Here is a 14,354-nt window from a genome sequence, read left to right on the forward strand (position 1 = left end):
GTCGGGGTCACTTGGGCGGCAGGAGGGTGGTGGCCTGCTTCTGCGCGGCGGCCATCGTGGCTGCGGGGTCCTTGTCGCCGAAGACGGCGCCCTCGACCGCGGACATCATCGTGTCGCTGATCTGCAGGTAGTTGTCGCCGAGGAAGGACTCCCACGGCTGGAGCCGGGTGAGCTGGTCGAGGTTGGGCTTGATGAGCGGGTTCGCCTTCGCCCACGCCTGCAGGCCGTTCGGGTCGTCGATGAGCCCGGTGCGCAGCGGCAGGTAGCCGATCTTCGAGGAGATCTGGGTGTAGGCGTGGTCGCTGGTGAGGAACTTGATCAGTTCCCAGGCGGCGCGCTGCTTGGCCGGGTCCTTACTGAAGACGGCCAGGCCGGAGCCCGAGTTGGTGGGGACGACCGGCTTCGACCCGAACGACGGCTCCTGCGAGGCGCCGAGCTCCCAGTTGTTCGCCTTGGCCCCGGCCATGAACAGCCCCTGCACGGCGCTGGTCTCCAGGATCATCCCGAGCTGTCCGCTGCTGAACGCCTTGAACGCCTGCTGCTGGTCCAGGTTGGGCATGGCGCCGCTGTGGGCCAGGTCGGCCGCGGTCGAGACCGCCGAGACGGCCGGCGCGTCGCCGAACGACAGAGTCCGGCCGTCCGCGGACATCACCCGACCCCCGGAGGATCGGACCAGGCTCTGGAAGCACCAGACGGCGGCCTTCGTCAGGCAGTCGACGACGATGCCGTCCTTGCCGGTCCTGGCCTTGATGGCCAGCGAGGCGGCTTTGACGTCGGCCCAGGTCTTCGGCGGATTGGCCGGGTCGAGCCCGGCCTGGGTGAACAGTGTCCTGTTCACCCAGAGCACCGGGGTGGAGAAGACGTAGGGCATCGCGTAGGTCTTCCCGTCGACGTCGCCGAGGGTGCGAGCCGTCGGGGCGAACGGGTGGGTGCCGCCGAAGTTGGCCTGCACGGCGTCCCGGCCGACCAGGGTGTCCAGCGGCTGGGCGCCGAGGCCGCTGGCGGCGAACCGCAGCGCGTCGAACGTGACCTGGGCGACGTCCGGCGGGTTGCCGGCGAGCACCTGGTTCTTGACACTGGTGGCGTAGTCGCCGTTCGTGACGCCCTGCGGCGGCTGGCCCTTGACGGTGATGTTGGGATGCGCGGCCTCGAAGTCGTGCAGCAGCCCCTCGATGACCGGCTTCCAGGTGCCCGTGCTGGTGAGGTTGTAGCTCTCGAAGACGATCGAGACCTTCTGGTCCGGGGCGAGTTCGGGGATCGTCGCGGTCGTGCCGCCACCGGCACCGGCGGCCGCGCTGGACGGGGTGGACGAGGTCGTCGCGCAGGCGGAGGCCAGCGCGGCGATCAGCACGAGGCCGGCCGCGGCGCGCAGCAGGCGTGGTCGGGCCACGGGCATGCTCCCTGGGGGATCGAGTGGGTGCTGGTTCGGGGTTGTGGTTCGCCCGGGGCGTCGACCGGGTCTCGCGGGCCCGGCCCGCGAGGGCGGTGCGGCGGGTGTCGCGGGCGTTGTGGGTGCCGCGGGTGTGAAGGGTGTGAAGGGTGTGGCGGGTGTGGCGGGTGTGGCGGGTGTGGCGGTACTTGGCTCGCCGGATCAGACGCCGGCGGCGGCCGGAGTGGCGTTGGTCGGATCGGGGGGTACCGGCGTCCCGGCGGCGATGGCGACCGTCACCGCGGGCCGGCCGGCCGGCTGCTGCCAGGTCAGGCGGCGCCCGCTGGCCCGGTCGAACAGGTGGACGCGGGCCGGGTCGACGCCGAGCCGGGTCCGGTCACCGACCGCGAGTCCGATCGGCCGCGGCCCGCGCAGCGCCACCGCCTGCCCGTGCACGTCGCACCAGGCGACCTCTTCGCTGCCCAGGTTCTCGATCGCGGTGACGACCCCGTCGATCTCCACCTCCGGGTGGTGCTCCGCGGTGACGTCGCCGGCCGAGATCCGATGCAGGCTCTCCGGCCGGATGCCGAGAGTCACCTCGCGGTCCGGCGCGGTGCCCGGCCACAGGGGGAGGCGCAGCCCCGGGGCCTGCACCGTCAGCATCGGGCCGTCCGCGGAGATGCGGGCCGACAGCAGGTTCATCGGCGGTGCGCCGAGGAAGCCCGCGACGAACACCGACGCCGGGGTGTCGTACACCTCCGTCGGCGTGCCGACCTGCTCCACCCGGCCGCCGTTGAGCAGTGCCACGCGGGTGGCCATCGACATCGCCTCGACCTGGTCGTGGGTGACGTAGACGAAGGTGCGTCCGAGCCGGCGGTGCAGGGCGGTGAGCTCGGTGCGGGTCGCGGTGCGCAGCTTGGCGTCGAGGTTGGACAGCGGCTCGTCCATGAGGAACGCCTGCGGGTCGCGGACCAGCGCGCGGCCGAGGGCGACCCGCTGGCGCTGACCGCCGGACAGCTCTCGGGGCCGCCGGGCGAGCAGGTGGTCGAGTTCGAGCTGCCCGGCGACCTCGCGGACCCGGCGGCGGATCTCGGCCCGGGGCACGCGGGCGGCCCGCAGCGGGAAACCGATGTTGCGTTCGACGGACAGGTGCGGGTAGAGCGCGTAGCTCTGGAACACCATCGCGAGGTCACGCTGGCGGGCCGGCAGGTGGGTGATGTCGCGCTCGCCGAGCAGGATGCGGCCCTCGCTCGGCTCCAGCAGGCCCGCGATCATCCGCAGCAGCGTCGTCTTCCCGCATCCGCTCGGGCCCAGCAGCACGAGGAAGTCGCCGTCGGCCACCTCGAGGGAGATGTCGTCGACGGCGCGGACATCGCCGAAGGTCCTCGTCAGGCCCTCGATCCGGATCTCTGCCACCAGCACTCCAGGTAACGTCCATTCCGGGAGCAGGGCTGCTCCCGGTTTCCTGTTACCTGGGCAGCGTCGAATACCGAGATGAACGGTCTTCGACGGACGGGAAACGGACGGTGGTCACTTATCGCAACGGTTCTCTCTGGCTTCTGGCGGCGGGGGGTGCCATTTGACCTGGTCAAGGCGTCGACTGTGCCGTCGTCACCTATTACCGAAAGTGAGAAGATCTGTGGGCTGTGTACCTGCAGTCGGATCCCCACCGTCGGATCCCCACCCTCGGGGACCGACCGCCGGGTGCCTACCGCCCCGGAGGCCCGTCGCCGTGCTCGGTCCCCGCCGGCTCCGGCGGACTTGCCGGCTCGGCCCGCACGGAGTGCCCGAGGACGTCCGGGACCAGGGACGACGCTCGTTGCGGGTCGTTCTCCCGGCGCAGCCCGACGGCGAGCTGCAGCGCGTTGAGCAGCAGCAGCGACGCCAGCCGGCTGGCGATCGTGTCCGTGCCGACCGGCCAGTCGGGCGTCCCGACGACGAGGGTGATGTCGGCGATCTCGGCCAGCGGGCCCGACGTGTAGCTGGTGATCCCGATGACCGTGGCCCCGGCGGTGCGGGCGGCCTCGGCGGCGCGCAGCGTCGGCTCGTTCGCGCCGGAGGAGGTGATGACCAGGCAGACGTCGGTGGGGGCGAGCAGCCGGGCCGCGATCTCCTGGATGATCGAATCACCCGGCGCCTCCGCCGGACGGCCGATGCTCAGGAAGCGCAGCGCCGCATCCTGGGCGACGGGCCCCGAACCGCCGTTGCCGACGATGAGCAGCCGCCCGGCGGAGTCCAGCAGGTCGACCGCCGGGGTGAGGCAGGCGCGGTCCAACGGTCCCAACGCGTCGGCGAGCACCTTCGCCGCCGCCTCGAACACGGTGTCGACCAGCCGCTCGACCGGGTCCCCGGCGCCGGCGCGGCCGACCTCGCCGCGCAGCGCCGCCGCCCCGGCCTCGCGGGCCAGCTCCACCCGGAAGTGCTGGAACCCGCGGAAGCCCAGCGACTGGCAGGCCCGCACGACGGTGGCCGCCGACGTCCCCGCCGCCTCCGCGAGCTGGGCCGCGGACCACTCCACCACCTCCCCCGGACGGGCCAGGCACACCTCGGCCACCCGTTGCTCGCTCGGCACGAGACTCGGCAGGGTCGCGCGGATGGCCGCGAACAGCCCGCCCGGACGGACGGCTCCGGCCAGTCCGGTGGAGGGAGTCACCATGATGGACGTCATACACGCCTAAGGTGACGAGCCGGGTGACCCGGTCGGGGAGTCGCCGCCGCGCAGCGACCCGAGCGCCCCGAGAGCCTCCCGGACGAGCGCGCCGACCTGGTCGTTCTCGGTGAGGAAGCCGTCGTGGCCGCTGCGGGAGCGGATCACGTGCAGCGGCGCGCCGGTGAGCGTGGCGATGTCCTCCTGTAGCCGCAGCGGGTAGAGCCGGTCGGAGTCGACGCCCGCAACGGTGAACGGCACCGGGCAGGCGCGCAGCGCCGCGGCGAACCCGCCGCGGCCCCGCCCGACGTCCTGCGTCATCATCGCCCGGGTCAGGGTGACGTAGGTGCCGGCGTCGAATCGACGGGCCAGCTTGCCGGCGTGGTGGTCGAGGTAGGAGGCCACCTCGAACTGGCCGTCCGCGCGGGTCCGGGCGGCGAAGCGGTCCTCCAGCTCCTCCTCGCTGCGGTAGCTGATCTGGGCCATCCGGCGGGCCAGGCCCATCCCCGCGGCGGGCCCCATCCCCGCGGCCGGCCCCTGCCCTGCCGGCGGGCGGTGGTAGTCGCCGCCGTGCCAGCCCGGGTCGTCGGTGATCGCGCGCACCTGCACCGCGTACAGCCCGATCTGCTCCGCCGTCGCGGTGGCGCCGCAGGCCAGCACCACGACCCGCCCGACCCGCTCCGGATGGCCGACGGCCCACTCCAACGCCCGCATCCCGCCCATCGACCCGCCGACCACCGCCGCCCAGCGCCGCACGCCCAGGGCGTCGGCGACCGCCACCTCGGCGGCGACCTGATCGGCGATGGTGATCTCGGGCCAGCGACCGCCCCACCGGCGGCCGTCCGGCGCGGTGGTGGCGGGACCGGTCGTGCCCTGGCAGCCACCGAGGACGTTGGGGCTGACGACGAACAGCCGGTCGGTGTCGAGCGCCCGGCCCGGCCCGATCAGCCCATCCCACCAGCCCGCGCTCGGGTGGCCCGGTCCGGCGGGGCCGGCGGCGTGGCTGTCCCCGGTGAGCGCGTGCAGGACCAGCACCGCGTTGCCGGCCGCGGCGTCCAGGCGCCCCCAGGTCTCGTACGCCACCCGCACCCCCGGCAGCACCCCGCCGCGCTCCAGGCGCAGCGGGCCGGGCAGCTCGGCGAACCGGCGCCGCCCGATCGGATCGACGCCCGCCCGCCACGCGCCGGAGACGGCCGCTGCCCGGTCGTCCACCTCCACCTCGCCACGGGGATCGGGCGCGGCCGGGTCGGGTGTGGCCGGATCGGGCGCGGCCGGGTCGGGGGAGGCCGGGTCGGGTGTGGCCGGGTCGGGGGAGGCCGCCGGCGGCGGTCCGGTCGGCGGGGCCGGACCGGCGCCCCCCGGCTCAGCCCTTGGCGGCACGGAACCCCGCGTCGAGGTCGGCGAGGATGTCGTCGATCCCCTCGATGCCGACCGACAGCCGGATCAGGTCGGGGGTGACCCCGGCCGCGGCCTGCTCGGCCTCGGTGAGCTGGGAGTGCGTCGTCGTCGCCGGGTGGATGATCAGCGAGCGCGCGTCGCCGACGTTGGCCAGGTGGCTGAACAGCTCGACCCCCTCGACGAACTTGCGTCCGGCCGCGGCCCCGCCGGCGATGCCGAACGACAGGATCGCCCCCGCACCGCGGGGCAGCACCTGCTGCGCCCGGGAGTACCACTTCGACGACGGCAGCCCGGGGTAGGTCACCCAGCTCACCTCGTCGCGCGCCTCGAGCCACTCGGCTACCCGCTGGGCGTTCGCGGTGTGCCGCTCGACCCGCAGCGACAGCGTCTCCAGCCCCTGCAGCAGCAGGAACGAGTTGAACGGGGAGATCGAGGCGCCGATGTCGCGCAGGAGCTGCACGCGGGCCTTGGCGATGTAGGAGCCGTGGCCGAGTGCCTCCCAGTAGACCAGCCCGTGGTAGCTCGGGTCGGGCGTGGTGAAGTTCGCGAACCGGCCGGACGCGCCGAAGTCGAACCGGCCGCCGTCGACGATGACACCGCCGATCGCCGTGCCGTGGCCGCCGATGAACTTCGTCGCCGAGTGCACGACGATGTCCGCGCCGTGCTCGAGCGGCCGGTACAGGTACGGGGTGGCCAGCGTGTTGTCGATGATGAGCGGGATGCCGTGGGCGTGGGCGACCTCGGACACCCCGGCGGTGTCGAGGACGTCGCCGCGCGGGTTGCCGATCGTCTCGCCGTAGAACGCCTTCGTGTTCGGGCGGACGGCGTCGCGCCACTCCTCCAGGTCGTCCGGGTCCGCGACGAAGGTGACCTCGATGCCGAGCTTCGGCAGCGTGTAGTGGAACAGGTTGTACGTCCCGCCGTACAGGCTGGACGACGACACCACGTGGTCGCCGGACTCGGCGAGGTTGAGGATCGCCAGCGTCTCGGCGGCCTGCCCGGACGCGAGCGCCAGCGCCCCGACGCCGCCCTCCAGCGTGGAGATGCGCTGCTCGAACACGTCCTGTGTCGGGTTCCCGATCCGGGTGTAGATGTTGCCGGGCTCGCCGAGCGCGAACAGGGCGGCCGCGTGGTCGGTGTCGCGGAAGACGTAGCTCGTCGTCTGGTAGATCGGCACCGCCCTGGCGCCGGTCGCCGGGTCGGGCTGCGCGCCCGCGTGGATCTGCTGGGTTTCGAACGACCAGCTCTCGGCACTCATTGGGTGACTCTCTCCGTGTCGGTGTGGTGTGGCTGCGCTGCGCTGTGGCCGCGTTGCGTCGGCTGTGGTGGAACGTCGCCTGTGGTGGAACGTCGCCTGCGGCGGGGCGTCGGGTGCGGGCGGCATGATGCCGGGCCCGGCGGGCCGCCGTCCACCATGAGGGACGTGACGTGGTTGTGACGCGGACGTGACCTGGGTGTGCCGCGGCCCGTGGCGGGATGTGGACGTGTCGGTCAGCGCAGCCGACGCGGCCAGGGTCGGTGGGCGGGATGCCGACGAACGATCGCGGCGAAACAGCCCGGTCAGCGACCGGAGAACGCCACGAGGCGGGCGGCGCCGGGTGGCCGTCGGACGGCCTGGACGCCGGAGTCCGGGCATCCCACGGAACATCGCACGGCGGCGCGAAACCGTCGCGGATGTCCGACGTGTAGCCTCACGGTTGACGACGCTAGCAGCGCGACGCGCCGTTGTCTGTGCCCAGCCGCCCTCCGGTCGCATCGGTGAAACATGCCTGCCCGACCGCATTCACCCGCCCCGTCCTCCGGCTTCCCCGGGCGGCAGTCGCAGGAGGGTGGTCGCGGCCGCCGGCCGCCGGCCCCCGCACCGCCGTCAACCTCCAGCGATACGCGGCGCACGCATGATCAGGACGGATGCGGGCGGTCGTGCGGTCGACGCGAGTGACGGACGGGGGGCGGGAAGGGTGAGAGTAGACGAATGACTCGTCTCGTCCTCGGTCCCATCCAGCGCCACCCGGACGGCTCCCGCGTCACCGTCTGGGTGGAGACCGATGCCGCCTGCGAGATCCTGCTCGCCATCCCACCGCAGGTCGGGAGCGAGACCGTCGACGACGCCGCGGGCGGAACCCTCGCGGGACGGGTCGCAGGCCGCGCGTCGACGTTCGAGGTGGCCGGGCACCACTACGGCCTGGTCGTCGCCGAGGGGCTCGTGCCCGGGGAGCCGGTCGCGTACGAGGTGTGGCTGACCGGGACCGCGCAGCCGGCGCCCGTGCGGGTCTGGCCCGAGCCCGGGGCGCCGCCGAGCCTGCTGCGGCCCGTCGGCGGCGACGCGCCGGTGCGGATCGTCTTCGGCTCGTGCCGGGTCACCGCGCCGCAGGAACCGCCGTTCACCCTCAAGGCCGACGACGACAGCCAGGGTCTGGGCACGGACGCGCTACACGCCCTCGCGCTGGAGTTGCCCACGCGTGACCCCGACACCTGGCCGGGCGCCCTGCTGCTGCTCGGCGACCAGGTCTACGCCGACCACGTCTCCCCGCGGACCGCCGCGCGGATCCGGCGGCGACGCGACGTCGCCGTTCCCCCGGGGGAGGAGATCGCCGACTTCGAGGAGTACACCTGGCTCTACCAGGAGGCCTGGTCACAGCCGGAGATCCGCTGGTTGCTGTCCACGATCCCCACGGCCATGATCTTCGACGATCACGATGTGCGCGACGACTGGAACATCTCCGCGGCGTGGCGCGCCCGGATCAGGTCCGAGCCCTGGTGGGACGCGCGGATCACCGGCGGGATCATGGCCTATTGGCTGTACCAGCACCTGGGCAACCTGAGCCCGCGGGAGCGTGACGGGGATCCGGTCCACCGCGCCGTCGTCGCCGCCGGCACACCGGGCACAACCGGCCCTGGCGGCCCGGGCGGCCCGGGCGGTCCCGGGCCGTCCGCGGAGGACCTGCTGCGCGCCTTCGCCCGGCGGTCGGACGCCGACGCCGACCGGCCCCGCCCCGACCAGGCGGACGTCGACGCCGACCGGGCGGTGCGGTGGAGTTTCCGCTGGGACCTGGGCCGCACCCGGCTGGTCGTGATCGATTCGCGGGCGACGCGGGTCGTCGCGGCGGACGGCACGCGGGCGATGGTCGACGCCGCCGAGTGGGCCTGGGTGCGCCGGCAGACCGAGCACACCGGCCAGGTCGACCACCTGCTGCTCGGCACGTCGGTGCCGTACCTGCTCAGCCCACTGATCCACAACGTCGAGGCGGCCAACGAGCAGATCGCGGCGGGTCGGTGGGGCCGCCGCGCGGCCGCCGCGGCCGAGAAGCTGCGCCAGGCGCTGGACCTCGAACACTGGGCGGCGTTCGGCGCGTCCTTCGACGCGATGACGGAGCTGCTGCGCGCCGTCAGCGCCGGCGAGCACGGTCCCGCTCCGGCCAGCGTCGTCGTGCTGTCCGGCGACGTTCACCACGCCTACCTCGCCCGCGCGGACCTGTCGAAGGTCGGTCCGGCCGGTCCGGCCGGTCCGGCCGGTCCGGCCGGTCCACGTAGTCCGGGCGGCGCGGGCGGCGCGGGCGTGCCGGTCTGGCAGGCGGTCTGCTCGCCGTTCCGCAACCCGCTCGGCCCCGGGATCCGTCGGATCGACGCGTTGTCCCGCCGGGCCCCGTTCGCCGTCGCGTCGGGCGCGGTCGCGCGACTGGCCGGCGTGCCGCGACGGGCGCTGCGCTGGAAGGTGACCGACGGCCCCTGGTTCGACAGCCAGCTCGCCGTGCTGGAGCTCGACGGCCGCGCCGCGCGGCTGACCGTGTCGAAGACGGAGCCGGACGGCACCCCCGGCGGCCTGGACCCCGTCCTCGTCGCCGATCTCACCCCCCGAGGCTGAGATCGACCCACTATCACTGACATCGACGGTCATCGCCAGGAGAATCAGGACCGCGCTTCAGTTGCCGCCAGGCATTTCAGAATAGTGGCAAAATTTTGATATATGGAGCAGGAGTCGAAGGGGTTGAAGGTGACGGCTTTCGGCTTGGCTGTCAGGATATTCTTCAAGAACTCGCCGTTCTTCAGGCCGAAGGTAGCTTTTCCCCAGTCGGCTGCGGACAGTCTCTCGCGTATTCCGGCGGGATATCCGTTCCAGCCGACGAGGTCCGGGAAGCGCCACGTGTGATAGGCGTTCTCCGGCGGCTCGTCACCAGATCTTGCGGGACGGAAGCTGTGGGTTGACGCGCCGTCCTTGTGGTAAACAATCTTCGGATGGGTGCCGGTCCAGCGGATCGCGCTGGCCGGGTAGGTGTCGAATTCTCCATGTGCCGAGGTTGCGACATATTTCGCCTGGTTGTTCTGTACCCAGACGACGACGTGTTCCCAGTCGTGCCAGTGGCCGCCTCCGGCAAAGGTGAACTGGTCTTTTTCGAAGTAGAGCCCGTAGAGGATTGCGCACCAGCCATTGCTGCAGTAATGGCGGGAGTATCCGTTGGTGTTGTCGAGGTCACTGCGGTCGTGGCAGCTGCCACCGAGCGAGCCTGTTGGCTTGAGCCCGCTGTTCAGCACTCCGGTGGGGCCGATCGCAGGGGTGGGATAGCAGCCGTCGCTGTCATAGTCGTATGCCGGCTGGAAGGTCCGCTCGAAGCTGTCCGCATTGCCAGGCAGTCGCTGAGGGGGAGACGAGGTGGCCGCGCCGGCCGGTACCGCCGCGACGCCAAGCAGGGCGACCGTCAGGACCCCGGCGACAGCTATCAGCCTTGAAGCGGGACCGGACGTAGCCCGAAACCGACGGGGAGCCGCTGACCCCGCCTGGCCGAATGCGGTCGGAATCCGTTTCCGTGGTCGACGAGGCATTGCCGCGGCCCCCGCCTGTCTTCCGAGTCTTGTCAACTCTCACTCCTGGGTTCGTCGAGTGCCTGGTGGAGTCGGCGCAGCGGTTGATCGGCGTCAGAAGCGGACCTAGTCCTGCGCGAGGTCGCACTCCGTCGTGGTCCCTCGGACGCTCCGGTCCGTTGGTTCACCACTGCGCGCAGTCGAGAGCGGCCCGGGAAAACTGGCCGCGAGGCATGGCCTCAGGTGCGACACTAGGTCCCGGCCAGCTAAAACGGAATTAGTAGAACTACGTAGCGATCGGGGATGCACGATGATCAGTCCTCGCAGGTACCACCAGGTTCTCGATCTTGCTCGCGAGCTCTACAGTCGCCATCCGGCGGAGATCGACTACGGGGTGATGGCGCAGGTCCTGCAGGACGTTCTGGAGTGCCCTGTGTGCGTATTCTCCGAGGTGGGTATGTCGAAAGATGGCGCGCTTGGTGTTGGCTGGCCGACAACCCGAATCGATGCATCCGAGATCACTGCGGTAACCTTGCGCAATATGCGACGGCACCCGCTGATCCGACACTACGTGAAAACCTCCGACCGTCGGCCGCTGACGGTGACGGACAGGATCTCCCTACGGGAATGGAAATCATCGGAGGCCGGCTCGGATATCTACGCCGCGGTCAACTTCTATGATCACATCGCCATCCCCCTGGACTCGCCTCCGGGTACGATGCGTTCTTTCGCCCTGGGGCGGGACGATGGCCCGTTCACGGACCAGGAGCGGGAGTTGATACTCGCTCTCCACCCGCTTCTGATCGCCATGGATGGCAAGGCGAGGCGACTCCAGCAGCAGCGGCCAACCCCACTGACAATCACCGAGGGAAGGATCATGAACCTGGTCCGGGATGGCTTGACCAGTCGTCAGATAGGCATCCGGCTGAATAGGTCGCACCGCACGGTGGAAAAGCATCTGGAGTCGATCTACGGCAAGCTCGGTGTTACCAACCGGATCGATGCCATCAACGCCTTCACGGCGAAGGTGGCAACTGGAGAGGATCTGCCTGCAGGTCCCATCCCCTGATCGACCGTCTCCGAGACCCCTCGCAGCACCAGGGCGCGTACCCACTTTCGATCATGGGGTGGCGTGTGGCAGGCGCCGTGACTGGTGCCGGTCGTGGTTGCGTGGGCAATTGCAGGAGGTTGGTGACGGTCTTCGCCGCCGCCGGCGCCCAAAACCTCCTGCATCTGCTGGCTGCGGGTGACGGAGACGACCGTGACCGATGTTCGTATCTGTGCGTGATCGGTGGGGTGCGGGGAATGCTTCCGTACGAGCCTCAACTCCGGTAATCATGGTTTTCATGATCACGACGTGTTCCCGCATCCACGCCTCGACGGGCCCGGATCTCGTGGCAGACAGGCCGTCAGATCACAATCGGATACACGATCTAGGTGATGGCCAGTTCCGAGGCGAGGCCGGCGCGGGTGGCGAGTTCGACGGCGAGTTCGCGGGCCCGGGGCAGGATCGCCGGGAGGTCGGCGGTGAGGATCCGGGCGTCGGCGACGATCCGCTCGCCGTCGACCCAGACCCCGGCGACGTCCCGGGTCCCGGCGCAGTAGACGACGGCCTGGTAGGGGTCGTGCACGAACGCCATCGACGGGCTCGCCTCGGCGAAGAGCACCAGGTCGGCGGCCTTGCCCACGTCCAGGCTGCCGACGGTGTCGTCGAGGCCGAGGGCGCGGGCGCCGCCGAGGGTCGCCATCCGCAGCACCGCCGGCGCGGTCAGGACGTCGGCCTGCTGGTGGTGCACCTTCTGCAGCAGCGCCGCGGCCTTGACGGTCTCGAGCATGTTCTGGCTGTCGTTGCTGGCGGCGCCGTCGACCCCGAGGCCCACCGGCACCGCGTCCCGCAGCAGCCGCGGCACCTGGCAGACCCCGCTGGCCAGGATCATGTTCGACACCGGGCAGTGCGCCACGGCGACCGCGTGCCGGCGCAGCAACGCCACGTCGTCGTCGGAGAGCCAGACGCAGTGTGCGGCGACCGTCTGCGCGTCGAGCAGGCCGGCCCGGGCGGCGACCTCGATCGAGCTGGCCCCGCGAGTCGTCCGCGACGCCGTCACCTCCTCCCGGACCTCGTGCAGGTGGACGTGCAGCCGGCCGGTCTCGGCCAGCAGCGACCGGGTGGCCGCGAGCAGCGCGTCGCTGCTGGACGGGATGGTGGCCAGGCCGACCCGGAACCGGGTGCGCCGGGAGGTCGCCGCGGCGTGGGCGAGCGCGTGATGTTCGGCGACGATCGCGTCGATCGAGCGGTCGTGTGGGACGTCCGCGGGGCCGAACGAGACGTCCCCGCGCAGCCCGACGACGTCGAGCGCGTCGACGATGCCGGGAGTGACCGGCGACCGGCCCGGCGCCGAGCAGAACATGTCGCCGACCGTCGTCACCCCCGACAGGGCCATCTCGGTCGCCTTCAGCAGCGTGCCGACGTAGGCCATGTCGCGGGTCAGGTGCGCCTCGATCGGCTCGACCACGTGGACGAACCACTCCCACAGCGTGTGGGTCTCCCCGATGCCGGTGACCAGGCCCTCCGAGAAGTGCCCGTGGCAGCTCACGAAGCCGGGGGTGATGATCCCGCCGCCGTCGCCGAGGACCGGCAGGTCCGGGAACCGCGCCGCGATCGCGGCGTACCCGTCCACCGCGGCGATGCGCCCGTCGACCACCGCGACCGCGCCGTCGCGCACATGCCCGGCCGCGCCCATGGTCAGCACATGCCGGGCCCGCAGCACGAAGCTCGCCGGACCCCCGGCGTTCGCCGGATCGGCGGTGGTGGCGGTGGTGGCGGTGCCGGTGACGCCGGGAGCGGGTGCGGCGACGGCGGCGGGATCAGTCACTTCAGTCCTATGGTCTTGTCGATGTACTGGTTGGTGAACAGGTTGGCGGGGGTGAGTCCGTTCTTCACCGGCTTCTTCTGGCCGGCGTAGATCGGGGTCAGGATCTGGATCATCCGGTTGACCCGGCTCTGCTCCATGTCGCCGATCGTCGCGTTCGACCCGTTGGAGACCAGCGCGCGGTTCTTCATCGTCTGCACGGCGTACGCGGCGAGTCCCGGTGAGTAGTTCCACACCGACGCGGCGTCCGCCTTGACGGCCTTGATGATGAGCCCGTTCGCCGTCTGCGGATGCGCCAGGAAGTCGACCTGCGAACGCTGCACGATCGGCACCAGCTTCTTCAGGCACGGGGCGAGCTTCGCCTCGTCGCCGCTGCGGACCGACAGCGCCTGGCCGTACACCGGGTAGCCGGTGTCGTTGACGAGCTGGAGGTTGACGTCGTAGCTGTGCCCGTCACCGAGCTCGTTCTTGTAGATGTAGGGCTCGGAGGTCGCGAACCCGGCCTCGGCGATCTTGCCGTCCTCGGCGACCCAGCGCGACGGCGAGCCGTCGTAGCTGCCGTCGACCTGGCCCTGGCGCAGGATGCCGGCGCCGAGCAGGTACTGCATGTAGGCGTCGGTCTCGTAGTAGAGGACCTTGGTGTCGGTCTGCCCGATGTCGACCAGCGTCGTGAAGTTCGGGTGCTTGCTCTTGTCCCACATGATCATCATGGGGGCGATCTCGAACGGCGCGAACACGGCCTTGGTCGGCTGGGCGGCCGAGTTCTGGATCGCCTCGTCCGTGGAGACGATCCCCAGATTGATCGACTTGTCGACGTACATCTGGGCGCTGACCTGCTCGGACCCGATGGCCGGGCCGCCGAATCGGACCTCGATGTTCACCCCGGTGTCCTTGCCGCCGGAGACGAGGGAGCCGGTGATCCGCTTCTTGCCGGTGTCGACCTTCGCATCCGGTCCGATCAGGTTGTACAGGAATCCGTATTCGGACTCGGCGAACCAGTCGGTCTGGACCACGACGGTGGCGGGGCAGGCGCCGGTCAGGTCGAGTGCGCCGCCGGACGCGACGGCCGGCGCCGCGGAGGTGGACCCTCCGCCGGTGGACCCGGCGGCGGACCCGCCGCCGGAGTCCCCGCTGCACGCCGCCAGGGTCAGGGCGAGCGCCGTGCCGAAGGCGACGGCGGCTCCTCGTCGGAAACGTCCCATGTTGCTCCCTCTCGTGAAGACCCCGGGCTCGTGGAACCCCCCGCGGGCCGGGTGTGACACAGCTCCGCGGG

General features: G+C 71.3%; 10 protein-coding genes. 2 read left to right on the top strand and 8 right to left on the bottom strand.

What is annotated here, in order from left to right; all coding sequences use genetic code 11:
• Positions 1-7: 7 nt before the first annotated feature.
• From AC5R91_RS30945 to AC5R91_RS30965, 5 genes are all read right to left on the bottom strand, one after another.
• On the bottom strand, positions 8-1,396 hold the full coding sequence (locus AC5R91_RS30945) for an ABC transporter substrate-binding protein (protein ID WP_495394812.1): 1,389 nt from the start codon (positions 1,394-1,396) through the stop codon (positions 8-10).
• A 195-nt stretch (positions 1,397-1,591) separates the two neighbouring features.
• Positions 1,592-2,785, bottom strand: coding sequence for an ABC transporter ATP-binding protein (locus AC5R91_RS30950; protein ID WP_495394813.1), 1,194 nt, complete (start codon positions 2,783-2,785; stop codon positions 1,592-1,594).
• A gap of 292 nt (positions 2,786-3,077) precedes the next feature.
• Positions 3,078-4,025 carry a MurR/RpiR family transcriptional regulator gene (locus AC5R91_RS30955; RefSeq protein WP_495394814.1) on the bottom strand — a complete coding sequence of 316 codons (948 nt, stop codon included), beginning with the start codon at positions 4,023-4,025 and terminating at the stop codon, positions 3,078-3,080.
• An 18-nt stretch (positions 4,026-4,043) separates the two neighbouring features.
• On the bottom strand, positions 4,044-5,396 hold the full coding sequence (metX, locus tag AC5R91_RS30960; protein ID WP_495394815.1) for a homoserine O-acetyltransferase MetX: 1,353 nt from the start codon (positions 5,394-5,396) through the stop codon (positions 4,044-4,046).
• Positions 5,380-6,672: a bifunctional o-acetylhomoserine/o-acetylserine sulfhydrylase gene (locus AC5R91_RS30965; RefSeq protein ID WP_495394816.1), complete on the bottom strand. Its 1,293-nt coding sequence runs from the start codon at positions 6,670-6,672 to the stop codon at positions 5,380-5,382. The genes metX and AC5R91_RS30965 overlap by 17 nt, the downstream gene beginning before the upstream one ends.
• Positions 6,673-7,386: 714 nt before the next feature.
• Here AC5R91_RS30965 and AC5R91_RS30970 point away from each other — a divergent pair.
• Positions 7,387-9,276 (top strand): alkaline phosphatase D family protein, encoded by a 1,890-nt coding sequence (locus tag AC5R91_RS30970; RefSeq protein WP_495394817.1) that lies wholly within the window; start codon positions 7,387-7,389, stop codon positions 9,274-9,276.
• Positions 9,277-9,320: 44 nt separating this feature from the next.
• On the opposite strand, the gene AC5R91_RS30975 is transcribed toward AC5R91_RS30970, so the two are convergent.
• A complete protein-coding gene (locus AC5R91_RS30975; RefSeq protein ID WP_495394818.1) occupies positions 9,321-10,268 on the bottom strand; it encodes an NPP1 family protein in 948 nt (315 codons plus the stop codon).
• Positions 10,269-10,521: 253 nt separating this feature from the next.
• Between AC5R91_RS30975 and AC5R91_RS30980 the strand changes: the two genes are divergently transcribed.
• Entirely contained in the window at positions 10,522-11,280 is a 759-nt protein-coding gene (locus AC5R91_RS30980; protein WP_495394819.1) for a helix-turn-helix transcriptional regulator, read from the top strand.
• A gap of 364 nt (positions 11,281-11,644) precedes the next feature.
• Here the strand turns inward: AC5R91_RS30980 and AC5R91_RS30985 are convergent, their stop codons facing one another.
• Positions 11,645-13,084, bottom strand: a complete 1,440-nt coding sequence (locus AC5R91_RS30985; RefSeq protein ID WP_495394820.1) for an amidohydrolase family protein — start codon at positions 13,082-13,084, stop codon at positions 11,645-11,647.
• Positions 13,081-14,283, bottom strand: a complete 1,203-nt coding sequence (locus AC5R91_RS30990) for a hypothetical protein (RefSeq protein WP_495394821.1) — start codon at positions 14,281-14,283, stop codon at positions 13,081-13,083. The genes AC5R91_RS30985 and AC5R91_RS30990 overlap by 4 nt, the downstream gene beginning before the upstream one ends.
• Between the last annotated feature and the right edge of the window lie 71 nt (positions 14,284-14,354).

The sequence above is a fragment of the Frankia sp. BMG5.60 genome (genome assembly GCF_059428125.1).

Coding starts and splice junctions, on each gene's coding strand:
- AC5R91_RS30990 (WP_495394821.1), bottom strand. CDS start 14,283: ATGGGACGTTTCCGACGAGGAGCCGCCGTCGCCTTCGGCACGGCGCTC.
- AC5R91_RS30965 (WP_495394816.1), bottom strand. CDS start 6,672: ATGAGTGCCGAGAGCTGGTCGTTCGAAACCCAGCAGATCCACGCGGGC.
- AC5R91_RS30980 (WP_495394819.1), top strand. CDS start 10,522: ATGATCAGTCCTCGCAGGTACCACCAGGTTCTCGATCTTGCTCGCGAG.
- AC5R91_RS30955 (WP_495394814.1), bottom strand. CDS start 4,025: ATGGTGACTCCCTCCACCGGACTGGCCGGAGCCGTCCGTCCGGGCGGG.
- AC5R91_RS30945 (WP_495394812.1), bottom strand. CDS start 1,396: ATGCCCGTGGCCCGACCACGCCTGCTGCGCGCCGCGGCCGGCCTCGTG.
- AC5R91_RS30970 (WP_495394817.1), top strand. CDS start 7,387: ATGACTCGTCTCGTCCTCGGTCCCATCCAGCGCCACCCGGACGGCTCC.